Origin of the sequence: Thalassospira sp. MCCC 1A02491, assembly GCF_001613785.1 — a bacterium.
Classification (GTDB): domain Bacteria; phylum Pseudomonadota; class Alphaproteobacteria; order Rhodospirillales; family Thalassospiraceae; genus Thalassospira; species Thalassospira povalilytica.
Genome location: NZ_LPVX01000031.1, coordinates 112,304 through 132,239, shown reverse-complemented (window position 1 = coordinate 132,239; position 19,936 = coordinate 112,304). Strand labels below are relative to the sequence as shown.

The following is a 19,936-nucleotide window of genomic DNA, read 5'->3' as shown; positions in this document are numbered from 1 at the left end:
ACGGCCTGAGTGAAATGAAAGTGACGTTATGACAAAGGCTGTTTTATGGACGGCAAAGGATGCCGAAACCGCAACCGGTGGCAAAACGACCGGCAACTGGTCGGTTACCGGGATCTCTATAGACAGCCGAAAAGTCAGTAAAGGCGATCTTTTCATCGCACTTAAAGGCCCGAATTTCGACGGACACAAATTTGCACAGGCCGCCATTGATGCCGGTGCCAGTGCCGTCATGGTTTCTGATACCAACGGTATCACCAATAGCGACAAGGTTCTTCTGGTTGATGACACGATGGATGCGCTTGTGCGCCTTGGCCTTGCAGGTCGTGAGCGCAGTTCGGCAAAAATCGTTGCGATTACCGGCAGTGTCGGCAAGACCGGCACCAAGGAAGCCCTTAAATATGTTTTGTCCCAGCAAGGTAAAACCCACGCCAGCCCGGCAAGTTTCAACAACCACTGGGGCGTTCCGATCAGTCTGGCGACCCTTCCGGTCGATGCGCAATATGGTGTTTTTGAAATCGGCATGAACCATCCGGGTGAAATCAGCCCGCTGGTCAAGATGGTCAAACCATCGGTCGCCCTGATTACCACCGTGGTTGGCGCGCATACCGAATTCTTCAAGGACGAAGCCGAAATCGCCATGGCCAAGGCCGAGATTTTCGACGGTCTTGAATCCGATGGTGCGGTCATTCTGAACCGTGACAACATGCATTACTTTGCCCTGGCACGGCGCGCCAAGGAACTGGGCCTTGGCAATATCAAGTGCTTTGGCACCGATGCGATGGCCAATTACCGCCTGTTTGAAGCCAACATTGTCACCGATGGCAGTGCTGTGCGCGCCCGTATCGGTGGCCGGGATCTTGAATATTTCATCGGGTGCCCCGGCGAACACTGGGTTTTGAATTCGCTGGCGGTTCTTGGTTGTGTTGATGCAATCGGGGCCGATCCGCTGCGCGCAGCACAGGATCTGGCCGATGTGACCCCGCCGGCTGGGCGCGGTGAAATCTCGACCGTCAAGGTCCCGTCAGGCGAAGGCACCTTTACCCTGATTGATGATGCATACAATGCCAATCCAACATCAATGATGGCCGGGATCAAGGTTCTGTCGCAAACCAAACCGGGCGATGGTGGTCGCAAGATTGCCATTCTGGGCGATATGCGCGAACTCGGCGACGATGCTGTTCGCCTGCATGCCGATTTGCATCAGCCGCTAACCGCGCTTGAAATTGATCGGGTTTATTGTGTCGGTCCGCTGATGGCTGAACTCGACAAGACCTTGCCTGAAGACAAAAATGCCGGTCACTTTGATACCGCCGAAGACGCGATTGAACCGATAAAGGCCGATTTGCGGTCCGGAGACGTGGTTTTGGTCAAAGGATCGCTTGGTATTTACGTTTCGAAAATTGTATCGGCCCTAAAATCCTGTGGCGTGGTGGATAGCCCCGCAGAAACACAGAATTAAGTCGCAGAAGGAACGACAAGAGCAATGCTCTATAATCTGCTTTATCAACTGTCTGATCAGATGCCGGTATTGAACCTGTTTCGGTACATTACCTTCCGGACGGGCGGTGCGATCATTACGTCGCTTATCCTTGCCTTTGTAATTGGCCCCCATCTGATCAACTGGTTGCGTTCCAAACAAAGCGAAGGCCAGCCGATCCGTGAAGACGGCCCCGAAAGCCATCTTCTGACCAAAAAGGGCACGCCGACCATGGGCGGGCTTTTGCTGTTGCTGTCGACATCGATTGCGACCCTGCTGTGGGCGGATTTGAAAAACCCCTATGTCTGGGCGGTTCTTCTCGTCACCATCGGGTACGGTTTCCTCGGTTTCCTTGATGACTATCTTAAAGTTTCCAAGAAAAACACCAAAGGCCTTCCGGGCAAGCTCAAACTGCTGGGGCAGTTTTCGATCGCGGCCCTTGCTGCCTGGTGGATTTCCTACAATACCGCTGATCCGCTTTCGACCGCCCTTGCCTTCCCGTTCTTTAAGAACTTCCTGCTTGATCTTGGCTGGTTCTTTATTCCGTTTGCCATGTTTGTCATGGTCGGCGCGTCGAACTCGGTCAACCTGACGGACGGTCTTGACGGTCTTGCGATCGTTCCGGTGATGATTGCCGCTGCCAGTTTCGCGCTGATCACCTATCTGATCGGCAACGTGCAGTTTGCCGAATATCTTCAGGTTCATTATGTCGCCGGATCGGGCGAGCTTACCATCTTCCTTGGCGCCCTGGTTGGGGCCGGTCTTGGTTTCCTTTGGTACAATGCCCCGCCGGCGATGGTGTTTATGGGGGATACCGGATCGCTTGCCCTTGGCGGTGCCCTGGGTGCTGTTTCGGTTGTGACCAAACATGAACTTGTTCTGGCGATTATTGGCGGCCTGTTTGTTCTTGAGACCCTGTCTGTGATCATTCAGGTGGGATCGTTCAAACTGACCGGGAAACGCGTTTTCCGCATGGCTCCGCTTCATCACCATTTCGAGAAAAAAGGCTGGCAGGAACCGACCATCGTGATCCGGTTCTGGATCATCGCAGTCATTCTGGCGCTGGTTGGTCTTGCTACTTTGAAACTCCGGTAAGGACGTCCTATCGTGATTGATCTTTCGCATCTGCGCGGCAAAACCATTGCGGTCCTGGGGCTCGGGAAATCCGGCCTTGCCAGCGTAAAGGCATTGATCAATTCCGGTGCCGTCGTCTGGGCGTGGGATGACAATCCCGCGGGCCGCGAACAGATCGAACCACTGGGCCTTGCCCCGATCAATCTGGCGGAATGTGACTGGACCGAACCCGATATGCTGGTGATCAGCCCGGGCATCCCATCCACCTTCCCGACCCCGCATCCGGCCGCCGAAAAGGCACGTCGGGCGGGCAAGCCGATCATTTGCGATGTCGAACTTCTGTGCACCGCACAGCCCGATGTTCCGACACTGGCGATCACTGGCACCAATGGCAAGTCAACCACCACCGCCCTGACCGCCCATATCATTGCACAGGCCGGGATCAAAACCCAGGCGGGTGGCAATCTTGGCAATGCGGCCCTTGGCCTTGAACCGTCAACAGCCGATGATTGCCTTGTTCTTGAACTGTCATCCTATCAGCTTGACCTTCTTGAACATGCGGCCTTTGATGCCTGTGCGCTGTTGAACATCACCCCGGATCATCTTGACCGTCATGGCGGAATGGATGGCTATATCGGGGCGAAACGCCAGATCTTTGCGCGTAACAAGGGTCCGAAATGGGCGATCATTTCGGTTGATGATGAACCTTGTGCCAAGATGGCGGTTGAACTGGCCCGCGAAGGCGGACGTCACATTATCGAAGTATCGGTCAAATCCCCGGTCGATCACGGCATTTATGTCGATGAAAAGGGCTGGCTGATTGATGATCTTAGCGGTGCCAAAACGCCGATCCTTGATCTTGTGACCGTAACCCACATGCCGGGCAAACATAACTGGCAAAACATCGCCTTTGCCTATGGCCTGTGCCGGGCGCGCGGCGTCGATGCCACCCGCATCATTGACGGGATCATGACATTTCCGGGCCTTGCCCACCGGCAGGAACGGCTGGGTACGATTGATAATGTCATTTTCGTCAATGACAGCAAGGCCACCAATGCCGAAGCATCGGCAAAGGCGCTTTCGGCCTATCAGAACATCTACTGGATTGTTGGCGGCAAACCCAAGGAAGGCGGCATCGCCGGGCTTGAGGAATTCTATCCCCACATCAAGAAGGCCTATCTGATCGGCGAGGCAGAAGATGCCTTTGCCCGGACCCTTGGCGACGATCTGCCATGGGAGAAATGCAAAACTCTTGATGTCGCGACCAAAGCCGCCTTTGAAGATGCCAGATCGGACGGTGAGGATGCACCGGTTGTCATGTTGACCCCGGCCTGCGCATCGTTTGATCAGTTCAAAAGTTTTGAGGCACGCGGCGATGCCTTCCGCGATTTGTATTCCCGCCTGGCAAATGCCGGCACAAACGGGAAGGCACGCGCATGAAATCCTTGTTTGGCAATAACACCAATATCGCCTTTTCACGTGCCGATACGTCTGTTCTGGGCATCTGGTGGTGGACGGTCGATCGCTGGCTGCTGGCGGCAATCATTCTTCTGATGGGCATCGGTGCGCTTCTGGTCATGTCGGCAAGTCCGCCGGTGGCCGATCGCATCAATGTTGACAGCTTCCACTTTGTCACCCGTCAGTTCGTATTTCTGGGCATGGCGGCCGGATGCATGTTCGGCATATCGCTTTTGCCCGTGAAATGGGTGCGACGCCTGGCATCAATCATGTTTTTGGGCGTGATTTTCCTTTTGATCATTACCCCCTTCATCGGATCGGACATCAAGGGTGCGGTGCGCTGGATCAACGTTGCGGGCATCAACCTGCAACCATCGGAATTCCTGAAACCGGCCTTTGCGGTGGTTGTCGCATGGATGTTTGCCGAAGGTCGGCTGAACCCGAACTTCCCGGGTTATATCGTCAGTTGCCTGATGCTGGCGGTTTGCATCTTTCTTTTGATGATCCAGCCGGACTTTGGCCAGACCGTCGTTGTCACGTCCATCTGGTCGGTACAGATCTTCCTGGCCGGACTTCCGATCATTCTGGTGTTCTGTCTTGGATTGGGTGCGGTTGGCCTTGCGGTCAGTGCCTATTTGATCCTGCCCCACGTTCAGTCCCGTGTCGACCGCTTCCTTGATCCGGCATCTGGTGACAACTATCAGATCGAACGATCGATGGAAGCCTTCATGAGTGGCGGTATCATGGGTCGCGGTCCCGGCGAAGGCTGGGTCAAGAACTCCATCCCTGATGCCCATTCCGACTTTATCTTTGCCGTGGCCGGTGAAGAATTCGGATTGCTGTTCTGTGTGCTGGTGGTCGGTGTCTTTACCTTTATCATCATGCGCGGCCTTTCGCGGTTGATGGGGGAACGCAACCTGTTTGTGGTTCTGGCCGTGACCGGCATTCTGGTTCAGTTCGGTTTGCAGGCGGTCATTAACATGGCCTCCACCCTGCAACTGGTCCCGCCAAAGGGCATGACCCTGCCATTCGTTTCCTATGGCGGGTCGGCCACCATCGGCATTGCGATCGGCATGGGATTTGTTCTTGCGCTTACGCGTAAACGTCCGGGCGAATAACACCTGTTTTCAGGATGTTTTGCCTGACCTGAATTTTCTGCATCAAAACGACAAAATCCGACCTTATTCCGTACCCGGTTTGAAGGGATATTAACCTTTGTCGGGTTCTGATGGGGTAACTGTGCGGGATCATCCCGATGCGACGTCGTTTCACATGTGGACAAGATGACTGACTTCACCAAACTTGATATTTCGGCCACTGACACACCGCTTGCGGGTCAGGTGATTGCCGTCACGTCTGGCGGAACCGGCGGACATATGTTCCCTGCTGTTGCCTTGTCCAGATCACTGGTTCGACGTGGTGCCAAGGTTCTGTTTTTCACAGATGCCCGTGCGGCCCGCTATACCGAGGGTGTTGAAGGTGTCGAAACCGTCATCCTGCCAGCCGGTGGCATTGCCGGTAAAGGCATCAAGGGTCGTCTGACCGGCGCATTTCGTCTTGGCCTTGGCACGTTAAAGGCACGATCCCTGATCAAAAAGGCAAAACCGGCCGCCGTGATCGGCTTTGGCGGATATGCATCGATCCCGGCAACCATTTCGGCAAAATGGCTTGGCATTCCCTATGCCATTCATGAACAGAATGCGGTTCTGGGTCGGGCAAACCGACTGGTTGCCAGCCATGCAGAACGCATTGCCACATCCTTTGCCAAAGTCACGATGATTGCGCCGGGCGATGAAGGCAAGGTCATCTGGACCGGCAATCCGGTGCGCGCCGAAGTCGCAGCCCTTGCCGCGAGTGAGTATGAGGCACCTACGGCCGATGGCCCGATCCGCCTTTTGATCACTGGCGGTTCGCAAGGGGCACGCATTCTGTCCAAGGTGCTGCCAAATGCGTTGGTCAGCCTGCCAGAAGACATTCGCAAACGTCTTCACGTCACCCAGCAGGCCCGCGAAGAAGATATCGATGCCGTTCGCGCGACCTATGAGGGATCATTGATTGATGTGACCCTTGCGTCCTTCATCAACGATATTCCCGAAAAATTGCGCGACTGCCATTTGGTGATTGCACGATCCGGGGCATCAACAGTAGCCGAACTGACTGCGGCGGGACGTCCGGGTTTTCTGGTTCCCCTGCCCCATGCCATTGATGATCATCAACGTTTTAATGCCCAGCAGGTTGAGGATGCCGGTGGCGCATGGTTGCTGCCCCAGGATCGCTTTACCAGCGAACTGGTATCCGAACGACTGGCGAAACTTTTAACCAATCCGGCGGCCTTGACGCGCGCAGCAAAGGCCGCCAAAAGCAGCGGTCGCGCCAATGCTGCCGAACGGCTGGCCGATATGGTGCTTGATATGCTGGGGCTGAACCCGGCTGGAAGCCCGAATAACGAGAACATGAATAAAGACCCCCAGAAGGTATGAGGAGACATGCAATGAATACCCTGCCGCTCAACATCGGCACCATCCACTTTGTCGGTATTGGTGGCATCGGCATGTCCGGCATTGCCGAAATTCTCCACAACCTGGGCTATTCGGTTCAGGGATCGGATATTTCGGACAATGCCAATGTGCAGCGCCTGCGTGATCTGGGCATCACGGTTTTTGTCGGTCATCAGGCGTCCAACGTCGAAGATGCCAAGGTGGTTGTCATTTCCACCGCCGTCAAACCGAACAACCCCGAAGTCGTCGCCGCGCGCGCAGAAATGATCCCGGTTGTCCGCCGTTCCGAAATGCTGGCCGAACTGATGCGCCTTAAGGCAGCCATCGCGATTGGCGGCACGCATGGCAAAACCACCACCACTTCGCTGGTGGCGACCATGCTTGATGCTGCCGGGCTTGATCCGACCGTGATCAATGGCGGGATCATCAATTCATACGGCACCAACGCCCGCCTTGGCGAAGGCGACTGGATGGTGGTTGAAGCCGATGAGTCTGATGGTACCTTTGTCAAAGTACCGTCCACCATTTCGGTTGTGACCAATATCGATCCGGAACATCTTGATCATTGGAAAGATTTCGATCAGCTGCGCGAAGCCTTCAAGAACTTCGTTCAGAACATTCCGTTCTATGGATTTGCCGTTCTGTGCATTGACCACCCCGAAGTTCAGGCCCTGATTGGCAAGGTTACGGATCGCCGTATCTTTACCTTCGGCTTCTCGCCACAGGCTGATGTGCGCGCGGTTAATGTGCGCACCAATATCGGCGAAAGCATCTTTGACGTCGTCATTCGCGAACGTGTCGATAGCGAAGAACGCGTGATCAAGGATGTCCGTCTGCCGATGGTTGGCGATCACAACGTATCGAACTCGCTTGCGGCAATCACGGTTGCGCTTGAACTTGGCATTCCGGACGACAAAATCGTTTCCGCCTTTGACGGCTTTACCGGGGTCAAGCGCCGCTTTACCAAAACCGGTGAAGTCGATGGCGTCACCATCATTGACGATTACGGCCACCACCCGGTCGAAATCAAAGCGGTCCTTAAAGCCGCCCGCCAAGCAACGCAGAACAATGTTATTGCCGTGGTGCAACCACATCGCTATTCGCGCCTGCATGACCTGTTTGAAGATTTCTGCACCTGCTTTAACGATGCCGACAGCGTGATTGTCGCCGATGTTTACGAAGCTGGCGAAAGCCCGATCGAAGGCGCATCACGTGACGCCCTGGTCGAAGGGTTGCGCAACCGTGGCCACCGCCATGTCAGTGCCCTTGAAGGCCCAGACAAACTCGCCGAAGTCATCAGGAACGAAGCCAAGCCGGGCGATCTTGTCGTCTGTCTTGGTGCCGGTTCCATCAGTGCATGGGCCAATGCCCTGCCCGCACAACTCGAAGCCCTGAAGAACTGAGACATCCATGAGCACGCCGGGACACCACACACCGCTGATCGATCGCCTGCCCAAGGTTCGCGGCAAGTTGCGTGAAGGCGCGCAACTGGCAAAAGTCACCTGGTTTCAGGTCGGCGGCCCGGCCGATGTGATGTTCCGCCCGGCCGATGAAGCCGATCTTGCCGATTTTCTGAAAGGCAAACCCGATGACATGCCAGTTACCGTGATCGGAGTGGGATCGAACCTTTTGGTGCGCGATGGCGGTATTCGCGGTGTTGTGGTTCGCCTGGGTCGCCCGTTTACCGATGCCGTGATCAAGGATGGCGATCTGCACGTCGGTGCCGGTGCACTTGATCTGAATGTCGCGCAAGTCGCCCAGCAGGCCGGGATCGCCGGACTTGAATTCCTGTCGGGTATTCCGGGAACCATCGGCGGGGCACTTCGGATGAATGCCGGCGCTTATGGCAGCGAGATCAAGGATGTTCTGATTTCCGCCACCGCCATTGACGGCAGGGGCATCAAACACACGGTGACGCCCGATGAAATGGGGATGTCATACCGCCATTGCGATTTGCCCGAAGACTGGATTTTCACATCGGCCATCCTGCACGGCACAGCGGGCGATCCCGATGAAATTGCCAAACGTATGGACGAAATCCAGCAGGCCCGTGCCGGGTCCCAGCCGATCAAGTCGCGGACGGGCGGATCGACCTTTGCCAACCCGGTGCCCGAACGCGCATGGGAAGTCATTGATGCGGCGGGATGTCGCGGACTGACTATCGGCGGGGCGCAAATGTCCGAGCAACATTGCAATTTCATGATCAATACGGGCAATGCCACCGCCCTTGATCTTGAACAGTTGGGCGATGAAGTCCGCAAACGGGTTAAGGAACATAGCGGCGTTGAGCTGCGCTGGGAAATCCGGCGCATTGGCGAACGCCTTGGCCACTCGATCATAGGAAAAGACGCATGAGCAAACATGTCGCTGTCATTCTGGGCGGTTGGTCAGCAGAGCGCGAAGTATCCCTGTCATCCGGGCGCGAATGCGCCAAGGCCCTGCGTGAAAAGGGGTATCAGGTCACCGAAATCGATGCGACCCGGGACCTTGCCAACCAGATCGCCGCAATCGATCCCAAACCCGATGTGATTTTCAATGCCCTGCATGGCCGCTGGGGCGAAGATGGCGCGGTTCAGGGTTTGCTTGAAATTCTGAACATCCCCTACACCCATTCCGGTGTGAGGGCATCGGCCATTGCCATGGACAAAATGTCGGCCAAGGCGATGTTTGCCGAATATGAAATCCCCTGTGCGCGACATGTCTGGGTAAGCCGGGGCGACATCGCCAATGGCAAGGCACTGCCGCCGCCCTATGTTCTTAAACCCAATAACGAAGGGTCTTCTGTCGGTGTCGAAATCATTCTGACCCCCGAAGAAGAACAGAACATGCTGGCGCGCGATTGGGTTCATGGCGATGGCGTCATGCAGGAAGAATTCATTGCCGGGCGCGAAATGACGGTTGCGGTAAAGGATGGCAAGGCGATGGAAGTCATCGAAATCCTGACCGGCAACCATGCCTTTTATGATTTTGAATCAAAATACGCCCAGGGCGGGTCCGAACACATCATTCCAGCCGACATTCACGGCGATCTTCGCGACCGTCTGCAACGCCATGCCGAGCAGGCTTACCGTGCGCTGGGCTGTCGTGGTGTGGCGCGCGCAGATTTCCGCTATGACCCGGAACAGGACCGGCTGGCCATCCTCGAAATCAATACCCAGCCCGGCATGACACCGACATCACTTGTTCCCGATGCGGCCCGCCATGACGGCATGAGCTTTGCCGATATCGTCGCATGGATGGTGGAGGATGCTTCATGCGAACGCTAGGCCCCGTTGGCACGCTTGAAGAACAGGCACGCGAACGTCGCGAAAAGCTTGATAAAAAGCATGGCATCGCCTCCAACCTGAAAAAGGTAGCGCGTGTCATGTGGTGGGTGGGCTTTGTCGGGGTCATTACAATCATTCCCGCAGCCCTTTGGTATACCGGCAAGGCAGACAAATGGATTGCCATTGCCGAAGATGAAAGTGTCCGCCTGTCTGCTGAACTGGGTATGACGGTCAAGAATATCGAAGTTTCGGGCCGGGAAAAAACCGATACCAACGCCCTTCTGGCGGCAATCGGTCAAAAGCCGGGCACGCCGATCATTACCTTTGACGTTGATGCCGCGCGCGAACGGATCGAGCAGCTTTCATGGGTGCGTACCGCAACGGTTGAACGCCAGTTGCCCGATACCCTGATCGTATCGATTGTTGAACGTAAGCCGCTTGCACTGTGGCAGACCGAAGATCGCGGTCACGTCCTGATTGATGGGGACGGTGAACAGCTTCAGAACTATGAACTTGGGGATTATCTTGATCTGCCGGTTCTGGTCGGGGACGATGCCCCGCAACATGCCGCCGAAATGCTTCAGACCATTCAAAGCATCCCGGATCTTTATGCCAAGGTCACCGGCGCACAGCGCATCGGTCATCGTCGCTGGAATATTCAGTTGTCGAACGGCATGTTCATCCGTTTGCCCGAGCATGACATGGACAAGGCCTGGCAACGGCTTGAGATGCTTGATCGCGAACATGACCTTCTTGAACGCGACATCCTGATTGTCGATTTGCGTTTGCCCGATCGTACTTTTGTACGTCTGACACCGGGGGCGGCGGAAAAGCGCCGTAATCCCCCAAAGAAGGAGGGAGCGGTCTAGAACGACCGCCTGAAATCACCAATCAGGACTGATTGACGCGCCAAACCGGTTTCGGTTCGCTAAGCGTTTGCAGCGTATCGGGTTCCGCCCCGTTGATCACATCGAGAAGATGCGAAGCCAGTTGCTGACCGGCAACAATCAGGTCTTCGCGCAAACTGTCGATCCGCGGGCGTGTCAGATCAAGCAAATCCGACGTTTCCTTGGCGATGACATCGGCATGCTTGCCAACCTCAAGCCCGGACTGCGTCATGCCGTCAATCAGTGCCATGGCACATAATTCACTGCCGCAAATGATCCCGTCCGGGACATATTCCTGATGACGAAGCGCCATGCCCGCCTGGCGCAGGACTTCGATGCTGCTGTCAAGATCGACACCGGGCAGGACCCTGAACGGGATGTTGGCCGGTTCGGCGATTTCCGCAAGGCCCGCCAATGTTTCCTGATAATATGAAAATTCCGACGGCGGTGCCAAAAGCGCCAGACGGTTGCGCCCGCGTTTGATCATGCGTTCTGCCGCCATCCGGCAAAAGGCGCGGTTATCAAAATCGTGATAGGCATGATCCTGGATCGTCTGGCACCGTCCATGGGTGACAAAGGGCAACCCACTTTGTCTAAGGGCATGAACCCGTTCGTCATCAGGCCGGATATGGGTCAGGATCACCCCATCCGCGGCCCGGGTTTCAAGGATATAGCGCACCGGATCCATCGGATCATCGAGACGCGATTGCGGCGTCACCACAAGATGATATGGCGTGCCGCGAATGGCTTCTGAAATGCCGACAATCATGCGCCGGGCGAATTCCGGCACCTTGTCGGTCTGATCAAGGATCAGGCTGATGACATTTGTCTTGCCGGTGCGCAGCCTTACACCGGCGCGATCAGGGTGATAGCCAACAGCGTCGGCGACCTTGCGGACACGTTCCTTGGTTTTTGCACCGATATCGGGCGCATCCTTTAACGCACGCGATACCGTCGTGACCCCAAGCCCGGTCATCTCGGCAATGGTTTTAAGTGTGGGGCGTGACCGGGGGGATGTTACCCCCTTTCCGGTCAGATATGGATCAGACAGTTTTCCCAACCTCCGGGCTGAACGCGTAATTAACGCAACCGTTCACCGCTTTGTGGATCAAAAAACACAATCTTTTCAAGATTGAAAAGCAAATCGGCTGCTTGATTGGCCGATCCGGACCAGTCCTGATGCAGGCGGGTAACGACCTCTTTCCCGCCCAGTGTCGTGATGGCATAGATATCCGCACCCGCAGGTTCGACAACGTCGATACGGCAGGTTGCCTGAATGGATTTTTCGCCACCGCGCCCGGCCGCATCGGTTATGGCTTCGGGCCGGATGCCGACAATCACATCCTGTCCGTTGCGCGCACTGACCGTAACCGGCAGGGCGTCGAACGACAGAACAAGCGGATCATCCCCCGCACGGCTCATCTCGATTGCATGGCCCCGCACGGTCGCCGGGATCAGGTTCATGGCCGGACTACCCATGAAATCGGCAACGAACATGTTGCTGGGATCATTATAGATTTCCGCAGGTGTTCCATATTGCTGAACAATACCGTCTTTAAGAACCGCGATACGCGTGCCCAGTGTCATGGCCTCGATCTGATCATGGGTCACATAGACAATGGTGCTGCCAAAAGTCTGATGCATACGCTTGATCTCGGTCCGCATATCCACGCGCAATTTGGCATCAAGGTTTGATAACGGCTCGTCAAACAGGAACAGTTTCGGATTACGGACCAAGGCGCGCCCCATGGCAACGCGCTGGCGCTGCCCGCCGGAAAGCTGAGCGGGTTTGCGATCCAAAAGATGTTCGATCTGAAGCGTCTTGGCGACTTCAGCGACCTTGGCGTCGCGTTCGTCCTTGGGCATACCGCGCATTTCAAGCCCAAAGGAGATGTTCTGTCCGACATTCATATTCGGATAAAGCGCATAGCTTTGAAACACCATGGCGATGTTACGATCTGCGGGTGCCAGATCATCAATCACATTGCCTTCGATGCGGATTTCCCCGGTGGTCAGCTTTTCCAGTCCCGCGATGGTATTAAGCAAGGTCGACTTGCCACAGCCCGACGGGCCCACCAGCACCAGAAATCCGCCTTCCTCGACATCGATTGAAATGTCGCGCAGGACATTTATCGGGCCGAAGCTTTTGCACACCTTGTCGATCTGAAGAAATGACATGGATATTCCCCTGAATTTTCTGTTTTTGGCCTATCCCTTGACCGCGCCTGCCATCAGTCCGCGCACGAAATAGCGGCCCGAAACGACATAGACGATCAGGGTTGGCAAGGCGGCAAGCACCGCACCGGCAAAGTGAACGTTGTATTCCTTGACCCCGGTCGATGATGACACAAGGTTGTTCAGCGCAACGGTCATCGGCATGGAATCAAAGTCGGCAAAGGACGCACCAAACAGGAAGTCATTCCAGATATTGGTGAACTGCCAGATCACGGTCACGACGATGATCGGCCCAGAACTTGGCAACAGAATGCGGGTAAAGGTCCGCCAGAACCCGGCACCATCCATTTTGGCAGCCTTGATCAGTTCGTCCGGGAAAGCCGCATAATAGTTGCGGAAAAACAGCGTGGTAAATCCAAGCCCGTAAACCACATGCACCAGAACCAAACCACTTGTTGTCCCGGCCAGTCCGATGGTGCCCAACACACGCGCCATCGGGATCAGAACGATCTGGAACGGAATAAAGCAGGCAAACAGCATCAGCCCGAAAACAATCTTGTCACCGGGAAACCGCCATTTGGTCAGGACATACCCGTTCAACGCCCCAAGGAAGGTCGAAATCGTTACCGCCGGCACGACCATCAAAATGCTGTTGATGAAATATGGGCTAAGCCCGGTTGGCTCGACCCCGATCTGTGCACTGGACCAGGCTGTCAGCCACGGTTCGAACGTGAAGTTCTCGGGGAATGCCATCATGTTGCCGCCGCGAATTTCATCAAGCGTCTTGACGGAATTCACCAGCATCACAAACAGCGGCAAAAGATAATAAACCGCAAACAGGATCAGGACCGCATAAAGGCATGCGCGCAGCAAACGAGCCGATGAAAATGCAGGTTGCGAAGAATGTGCCATTACCGACGCTCCCTGAGTTCTGCATACAGATAGGGCACAATAATGGATGCGATCATTGCCAGCATGATGACCGCAGATGATGCACCAACCCCCATCTGGTTGCGGGTAAAGGTATAGGAATACATAAAGGTTGCCGGAAGTTCGGTCGCCCGTCCCGGCCCGCCATTGGTCAGCGCGATGACAAGGTCATAGGCCTTGATCGCCAGATGGGCCAACACCACGAAAGCCGACAAAAACACCGGACGCAATTGCGGGATCATGATCCTGGTATACAGGCTCCAGCGACCGGCACCGTCCATTTGCGCGGCCTTGAGGATTTCGCTGTCGATCCCGCGCAATCCGGCAAGAAACATCGCCATGACAAAGCCCGATGACTGCCAGACCGCGGCAATCACCACGGTATAGATCGCCATATTGCGATCCTTGATCCAGTCAAAGGTGAAGCTTTCCCATCCCCACAGATGCATGGTGTTTTCAAGACCAAGTCCCGGATCAAGAAACCATTTCCATGCTGTCCCGGTCACAATAAAGGACAGCGCCATCGGATAGAGATAGATCGGGCGCAAAATGCCCTCGCCCCGGATTTTCTGATCCAGAAAGATCGCAAGAACAAGCCCCAGCAAAGAGCAAATCAGAATGTAAAGAATGCCAAAAATCGCAAGATTCTGAAGGGCCGTGATCCAGTTACGTTGCCCCCACAAGCGGGCGTAGTTATCAAGCCCTTGCAGATCATAGGATGGCAACATCCGGCTGTCGGTCAGCGACAGATAACCGGTATAAAGGATGAAACCGTAAACAAATAACAGGATTAAAAACAGACTGGGGCTCAGCACCAGCCGCGGAAGGATTTCCCGCAGGGTGGCTTCTGCCTTGCCGGGCAGTGAGTGTTGCATTGATGATGCTCCGCACTTCCGCAATTCGGTTCGGCGGTCGGAAACCCGACCGCCGAGGATCATTTTTATTCTTACTGTGCAGACTCAACGGCGTTGACGAGTTCCTCGACCGCGGTCTCGGCATCGTATTCGCCATTGAAGTGGGCTGTGATCACGTCATACATGGCATTTTTGACACCGGCCGGGACCGAGTGACCATGGGCCATGGACCCGAACAGCGTTCCTTTTTTGTTGGCTGCTGCCAGTTCTGCCATGCCTTTTTTGCCACAGGCATCAAAGGCATCATTGGGAACGTCGGTACGGGCCGGAACCGATCCTTTGACCACGTTGAACGCCGACTGGAAGGTTGGCGACATCACTGCTGATGCCAGTTTCATCTGGGCGTCCTGACGGTCTTCACCGACCTTGAACATGACAAACTGGTCAGAGTTGAAGGTCACGGCATCCTGCGTTCCCGGGAAGCGGAAGCACATAAAGTCCTGATCGGGCACCTTGCCCGCATTCAGGAATTCACCCTTGGCCCAGTCACCCATGAACTGAACACCGGCTTCCTTGTTGATCACCATCGCGGTCGCAAGGTTCCAGTCACGGCCCGAGAAATTGTCATCCACATAGCTGCGCAGCTTCGCCATGCGTTCAAACACGGTTTTCATGGTGTCGGAACCAAGTGCGTCGGGATCGGTGTCGATCATCGATGCCTGATAGAAATCAGGTCCGCCTGTTGCCATGACGACCGCATCAAAGATGGTCGCGTCCTGCCAGGCCTGACCACCATGGGCAACGGCGGTGTAGCCAGCAGCCTTGATCTTGTCGAGGGCCGCAATCAGCTCATCCCAGTTGCCCGGCTGTTTCAGGCCAAGCTCGTCAAAGATCGCCTTGTTGGCCCAAACCCAGTTGGTCGAATGCACGTTGACCGGGGCAGCAATCCAGTGACCATCATATTTTGAAAAGCCCTTAAGCGCATCGGGAACAACCGCATCCCAGCCTTCCTTGCTGGCAAGTTCATCAAGATTGGCCAGAACACCTTCGCCCGCCCAGTCCTTGATATCAAAGCCCAGCATCTGAACGGCTGTCGGTGCATTGCCCGATGTCACGCGCGCGCGCAAAACAGTCATTGCCTGTTCCCCGCCACCGCCTGCAACCGGCATGTCATTCCATGAAACACCCTGACCTTCGAGATCCTTTTTCAGAACCTGAAGCGCCTTTGCCTCGCCACCGGCGGTCCACCAGTGCAGAACCTCCACGCTTTCCTGTGCGGATGCGATGCTGGTGGAAAGCCCCAGTGCCGCAATCATGCCAAGCCCGGCACGCGTCATCTTGCCAAGAAACATTTTGCTTCCTCCCTGTACGGTTATTGTTTCGGCGCTTGATTACTGCAACGTTACAGTTGAGTGTCAAGCTACACCTGTAACGTTGCAGTACAGCATGACATCAACCGCCCGAGAAACCCGTGATTGAGATAGAGGCACTATCGCATCGCAAAATCGGACATTTCCGTGAAAAGCATGGTGACATGCAGAAGACTCGGTGCTGCCTTAACCAAATTGCAACCGCTTTTGATGGAAAACGGGCTTAATAACTTGGGTCATGACCCTGGGGCAGGTTCGCCTCCCTCCAATAACTTTAGAATAATTCAGAGCATTAAATTGGCACGCAGCAAGACAAGATCAGGATTGATTGCGGCCTTGGACATTGGAACGTCCAAGGTCTGCTGTTTCATTGCGCGACGCGAAAAGGACCATCCGCCGAAAATCATCGGTATCGGACACAACATGTCCAAGGGTCTTCAAAGCGGTTCGATCGCCAATCTTGATGCTGCACAGGAAGTCGTTCTGGCCGCGGTCAATGCGGCTGAAAAAATGGCGGGTCAGACCATTGAATCGGTCATTGTGAACCTGTCGGGTGGTCGCCCGGAATCAGAAACCCACACGGTTGAACTGCCATTGGGGTCGCGCCCGATCGGCAATCTTGAGATCCGCAAACTGAATGACCAGAAAGAAGCCCTTCTGCGTCAGGCCGGTGACGAACTGATCCACACCGTTCCGCTCGGCTTCCGGCTTGACGGGGCCAGCACGATGAACGATCCGCGCGGCATGTATGGATCGACGCTTGGTCTTGATCTGCATTTCGTGCGCACCCAGACCGCGCCATTGCGCAACCTTGATACGCTTCTGGGACGCTGCCATCTGGCGATCGAGGAAACCGTCGTCACACCGCTGGCGTCCGGTCTTTCGGCACTGACCCCTGATCAGCGTGACCTTGGCGCAACCGTGATCGACATGGGTGCCGGCACAACAAGCGTTGCCGTATTCAATGGTGGCCAGGTGATCTATACCGCCTCGATCCCGGTTGGTGGCGCGCATGTCACCCGCGATATTGCCTATGGCCTTAATACGTCGCTTAATCACGCGGAACGGATGAAGACCCTGCATGGCAGTGCGCTGACATCACCGTCAGATGATCAGGAAATCCTTGCGGTCCCGATCATTGGTGACGAAGACGAAAACAACTTCAACCATGTGCCGCGCTCGATGCTGATCAACATCATCAAGCCGCGCCTTGAAGAAACCTTTGAGCTGATCCGTGATCAGCTTGAAGAACACGGCCTGACCCAAATCGGCGGACGCAGCATTGTCCTGACCGGCGGCGCAAGTCAGCTGAATGCCATTGCCGATCTCGCCAACCAGATGTTTGAACGTCCGGCATCCGTTGCCCATCCGCACGGGGTGACCGGCCTTGCAGAAGCAACCGCCGGCCCGGCATTTTCGGCCTGCGCAGGCTTGTTGCTGCGGGCGGTTGAACAAGGCAATGACCCCCTTAGCGAAGCAATGGCATCGATCCATCAATCGGGCGGTCGCTGGGGGCGTCTCGGGGCCTGGTTCAAGGAAAACTTCTAGTTTCCTGCGGCCCTTTCCCCTGACTGGCGCAGACCCCTGACTGGCGCAGAAATCTGCGCAATCGAAAAACAAGTGCATTTTTTTCTGCATTTTTTCGAAAACTTTCGCGCGCATTAACAAGCCAATAACTCTTTGCCCGCTAAAACGGACTCGGAGGTCTTTGTGCCCGATGCATTTCGGGTACGCATAAGCAAAGGGAAGGCTTGTGTGATCTTAAGGGTCAGGACCTATTAATTTGATTGGAATGGCAGTGTTTATATTTGCGAAATCCAAGGAAAAGCCCGCAGAGCGGGTTGGCACCCCGGGCAAGGGATTTGACGCCGGAGTTCGTAAATATAAACACTGCCCTTCGGGTCAATCGGATTTTCGCGGGCTACTTTGTCTCAAAACCTTGAAAGATATTCATCTTCCTTCGGTTTTGATCCGCGTCTCCGCATTAATCCGAATGACCATTCGAACCAAATTAATAGGTCCTGACCCTCAGCTCTAAAGCGCGGAGAGGAAGAGCAAACAATGAGTACAATCAATTTTTCCGTCCCTGAAACGGAAGAAAATCTAAAGCCGAAGATCACCGTTATCGGTGTCGGCGGTGCGGGCGGCAACGCCGTTAACAACATGATCGCGTCCGAACTCGAAGGATGCGATTTTGTCGTTGCCAACACAGACTCACAGGCCCTGACCCAAAGCAAAGCCACGCGCAAGATGCAGCTTGGCCGCAAGATTACCCAGGGTCTTGGTGCAGGCGCACGACCGGATGCCGGTAGTGCCGCCGCCGAAGAATCCATCGAAGACATTCAGGCCCAGCTTGAAGGCAGCCACATGGTATTCATCACCGCCGGTATGGGCGGTGGTACGGGTACCGGTGCAGCCCCGGTCATTGCACGTGCCGCCAAGGAAGCCGGCATTCTGACCGTTGGTGTCGTTACCAAACCGTTCCATTTCGAAGGTACGCGCCGTATGCGTACTGCCGAACAGGGCATCGAACAGCTTCAGCAATATGTCGACACCCTGATCATCATCCCGAACCAGAACCTGTTCCGGGTTGCAAACGAAAAAACCACTTTCGCAGATGCCTTCCAGATGGCTGACGATGTTCTGCGCAACGGTGTCCGTTCGATTACCGACCTTATGATGGTTCCGGGTCTTGTGAACCTTGACTTTGCCGACATTCGCACCGTGATGAGCGAAATGGGCAAGGCGATGATGGGCACCGGCGAAGCATCCGGCGAAAAACGTGCGCTTGAAGCAGCCGAAGCCGCCATTGCCAACCCGCTTCTGGAAGATGCATCGATGAAGGGCGCACGTGCGGTCCTGATCAACATCACCGGCGGCATGGATATGGCCCTGTATGAAGTTGACGAAGCTGCAAACCGTATTCGCGAAGAAGTTGCTTCGGAAGCCAACATCATCTTTGGTTCGACCTTTGATCCGACCATCGAAGGTGCACTGCGTGTTTCCGTTGTTGCCACAGGCATCGACGCCGAAGAAGTACGCCGTCCGCAGCCGACCACCGTCTCCGTTGCACAGCCCAAAGCAGCACAGCCGGCTGAAAAGCCGTCCATGCCGTCCTTTGGTCAGCATGGCGCTGCCAACGCAGCAGCCAGCGTTGCTGAACCCCCCCAGTCGGGCGGTGGCGATTATGCCGGTGGCGCATCCATCGATCACATTCCGGCCGAACGCTTTGCCGCGACCGGTAGCGCACAGCAGCCGGAACTGAGCCATCAGGCCGAAGCACAGGAAACCGGTTCCATTGAAATGGGCCAGACGGTTCTGAAGCCGAAACCGGTTCTGCGCGCCAACAAGCCGATGGAAAAAACCAACAGCAACGGCGACATGGCCTTTATCCCGCCGCGCGCCGTTTCGCCAAGCGAAGCCGATCAGGTCAATCACAGCCCGGACGTCTTCGAAGCTGCCGATGCGCAGAACGCAACCTCTCCGCGTTCGGTTCTGAGCAGCCTGTTTGGCAAGAACAAAACCGTCAAGGAACCGCATCAGCACGCAGAGCCGAAAGTCTCGCAACCGCAGGCACCGGCACCGCGTCAGACTGAAATGTCTCTTGGCGAAGACAGTGCTTCTGTCATGAAGAAGGAGCCCGCTTCCCGGGGCAAGGCGCAAGGCGCGTCTGATGACCTTCTTGAAATTCCGGCCTTCCTTCGTCGTCAGGCGAACTGACGGCAAAACTCCGCGCGATGAAAGGGAAGGCTTCGGCCTTCCCTTTTTTTATAGGCAGACCATTTTATCTGACGCCCAAGACCGGCACCTGTGAAATGAAATGTTTCACATCGTTTCTTTAGAACAGAGAAATATAAATTCAAGTCATTGTTTTATTTGTAATTTTCGCCATTTTCGATGATTTACAAAGCGTAACAAAGAGTGATTTGAGTGATTTTCACAACCTC

16 protein-coding genes are annotated in these 19,936 nt (G+C 55.3%); 11 read left to right on the top strand and 5 right to left on the bottom strand.

Translation table 11 applies throughout. The features are described from left to right. Positions 1-28: 28 nt before the first annotated feature. The 9 genes from murF (at position 29) to AUQ42_RS13005 (ending at position 10,642) form a co-directional block, all read left to right on the top strand. A complete protein-coding gene (gene murF / locus AUQ42_RS13045; protein WP_068519523.1) occupies positions 29-1,459 on the top strand; it encodes a UDP-N-acetylmuramoyl-tripeptide--D-alanyl-D-alanine ligase in 1,431 nt (476 codons plus the stop codon). Between the two features lie 24 nt (positions 1,460-1,483). Then, complete coding sequence (gene mraY, locus AUQ42_RS13040) at positions 1,484-2,572, top strand: phospho-N-acetylmuramoyl-pentapeptide-transferase (protein ID WP_068519522.1); 1,089 nt, start codon at positions 1,484-1,486, stop codon at positions 2,570-2,572. 12 nt (positions 2,573-2,584) lie between these two features. Further along, the gene (gene murD, locus AUQ42_RS13035; protein ID WP_068519521.1) at positions 2,585-3,991 is read left to right on the top strand and encodes a UDP-N-acetylmuramoyl-L-alanine--D-glutamate ligase; all 1,407 of its coding nucleotides are present in this window, start codon (positions 2,585-2,587) and stop codon (positions 3,989-3,991) included. Then, the gene (ftsW, locus tag AUQ42_RS13030) at positions 3,988-5,127 is read left to right on the top strand and encodes a putative lipid II flippase FtsW (protein ID WP_068519520.1); all 1,140 of its coding nucleotides are present in this window, start codon (positions 3,988-3,990) and stop codon (positions 5,125-5,127) included. Before murD ends, ftsW begins: the two co-directional genes overlap by 4 nt. A gap of 165 nt (positions 5,128-5,292) precedes the next feature. Then, entirely contained in the window at positions 5,293-6,489 is a 1,197-nt protein-coding gene (gene murG / locus AUQ42_RS13025; RefSeq protein WP_068519519.1) for an undecaprenyldiphospho-muramoylpentapeptide beta-N-acetylglucosaminyltransferase, read from the top strand. An 11-nt stretch (positions 6,490-6,500) separates the two neighbouring features. Then, positions 6,501-7,910 (top strand): UDP-N-acetylmuramate--L-alanine ligase, encoded by a 1,410-nt coding sequence (murC, locus tag AUQ42_RS13020; protein WP_068519518.1) that lies wholly within the window; start codon positions 6,501-6,503, stop codon positions 7,908-7,910. A 7-nt stretch (positions 7,911-7,917) separates the two neighbouring features. Then, positions 7,918-8,862, top strand: a complete 945-nt coding sequence (murB, locus tag AUQ42_RS13015; protein WP_068519517.1) for a UDP-N-acetylmuramate dehydrogenase — start codon at positions 7,918-7,920, stop codon at positions 8,860-8,862. Next, positions 8,859-9,773, top strand: a complete 915-nt coding sequence (locus AUQ42_RS13010; RefSeq protein WP_068519516.1) for a D-alanine--D-alanine ligase — start codon at positions 8,859-8,861, stop codon at positions 9,771-9,773. Before murB ends, AUQ42_RS13010 begins: the two co-directional genes overlap by 4 nt. Then, complete coding sequence (locus AUQ42_RS13005) at positions 9,761-10,642, top strand: cell division protein FtsQ/DivIB (protein WP_068519515.1); 882 nt, start codon at positions 9,761-9,763, stop codon at positions 10,640-10,642. Before AUQ42_RS13010 ends, AUQ42_RS13005 begins: the two co-directional genes overlap by 13 nt. 22 nt (positions 10,643-10,664) lie before the next feature. Here AUQ42_RS13005 and AUQ42_RS13000 read toward each other — a convergent pair whose 3' ends face one another. The 5 genes from AUQ42_RS13000 to AUQ42_RS12980 form a co-directional block, all read right to left on the bottom strand. Then, entirely contained in the window at positions 10,665-11,720 is a 1,056-nt protein-coding gene (locus tag AUQ42_RS13000; protein ID WP_068519514.1) for a LacI family transcriptional regulator, read from the bottom strand. A gap of 20 nt (positions 11,721-11,740) precedes the next feature. After that, positions 11,741-12,838 (bottom strand): ABC transporter ATP-binding protein, encoded by a 1,098-nt coding sequence (locus AUQ42_RS12995; protein WP_068519513.1) that lies wholly within the window; start codon positions 12,836-12,838, stop codon positions 11,741-11,743. A 30-nt stretch (positions 12,839-12,868) separates the two neighbouring features. Beyond that, complete coding sequence (locus AUQ42_RS12990; RefSeq protein ID WP_068519512.1) at positions 12,869-13,747, bottom strand: carbohydrate ABC transporter permease; 879 nt, start codon at positions 13,745-13,747, stop codon at positions 12,869-12,871. Then, entirely contained in the window at positions 13,747-14,640 is an 894-nt protein-coding gene (locus tag AUQ42_RS12985; RefSeq protein WP_068519511.1) for a carbohydrate ABC transporter permease, read from the bottom strand. The genes AUQ42_RS12990 and AUQ42_RS12985 overlap by 1 nt, the downstream gene beginning before the upstream one ends. A 71-nt stretch (positions 14,641-14,711) precedes the next feature. Further along, entirely contained in the window at positions 14,712-15,971 is a 1,260-nt protein-coding gene (locus AUQ42_RS12980) for an ABC transporter substrate-binding protein (protein ID WP_101245711.1), read from the bottom strand. 249 nt (positions 15,972-16,220) lie between these two features. Between AUQ42_RS12980 and ftsA the strand changes: the two genes are divergently transcribed. Both ftsA and ftsZ read left to right on the top strand, forming a co-directional pair. Further along, a complete protein-coding gene (gene ftsA / locus AUQ42_RS12975; protein WP_369813527.1) occupies positions 16,221-17,537 on the top strand; it encodes a cell division protein FtsA in 1,317 nt (438 codons plus the stop codon). Between the two features lie 513 nt (positions 17,538-18,050). Next, on the top strand, positions 18,051-19,709 hold the full coding sequence (gene ftsZ / locus AUQ42_RS12970; protein ID WP_068519509.1) for a cell division protein FtsZ: 1,659 nt from the start codon (positions 18,051-18,053) through the stop codon (positions 19,707-19,709). Positions 19,710-19,936 lie beyond the last annotated feature (227 nt).

Excerpts from the sequence above, each read along its gene's own strand:
- murF (WP_068519523.1), top strand. The coding sequence starts at position 29 with ATGACAAAGGCTGTTTTATGGACGGCAAAGGATGCCGAAACCGCAACC.
- mraY (WP_068519522.1), top strand. The coding sequence starts at position 1,484 with ATGCTCTATAATCTGCTTTATCAACTGTCTGATCAGATGCCGGTATTG.
- ftsW (WP_068519520.1), top strand. The coding sequence starts at position 3,988 with ATGAAATCCTTGTTTGGCAATAACACCAATATCGCCTTTTCACGTGCC.
- murG (WP_068519519.1), top strand. The coding sequence starts at position 5,293 with ATGACTGACTTCACCAAACTTGATATTTCGGCCACTGACACACCGCTT.
- murC (WP_068519518.1), top strand. The coding sequence starts at position 6,501 with ATGAATACCCTGCCGCTCAACATCGGCACCATCCACTTTGTCGGTATT.
- murB (WP_068519517.1), top strand. The coding sequence starts at position 7,918 with ATGAGCACGCCGGGACACCACACACCGCTGATCGATCGCCTGCCCAAG.
- AUQ42_RS13010 (WP_068519516.1), top strand. The coding sequence starts at position 8,859 with ATGAGCAAACATGTCGCTGTCATTCTGGGCGGTTGGTCAGCAGAGCGC.
- AUQ42_RS13005 (WP_068519515.1), top strand. The coding sequence starts at position 9,761 with ATGCGAACGCTAGGCCCCGTTGGCACGCTTGAAGAACAGGCACGCGAA.
- AUQ42_RS12995 (WP_068519513.1), bottom strand. The coding sequence starts at position 12,838 with ATGTCATTTCTTCAGATCGACAAGGTGTGCAAAAGCTTCGGCCCGATA.
- AUQ42_RS12990 (WP_068519512.1), bottom strand. The coding sequence starts at position 13,747 with ATGGCACATTCTTCGCAACCTGCATTTTCATCGGCTCGTTTGCTGCGC.
- AUQ42_RS12985 (WP_068519511.1), bottom strand. The coding sequence starts at position 14,640 with ATGCAACACTCACTGCCCGGCAAGGCAGAAGCCACCCTGCGGGAAATC.
- AUQ42_RS12980 (WP_101245711.1), bottom strand. The coding sequence starts at position 15,971 with ATGTTTCTTGGCAAGATGACGCGTGCCGGGCTTGGCATGATTGCGGCA.
- ftsZ (WP_068519509.1), top strand. The coding sequence starts at position 18,051 with ATGAGTACAATCAATTTTTCCGTCCCTGAAACGGAAGAAAATCTAAAG.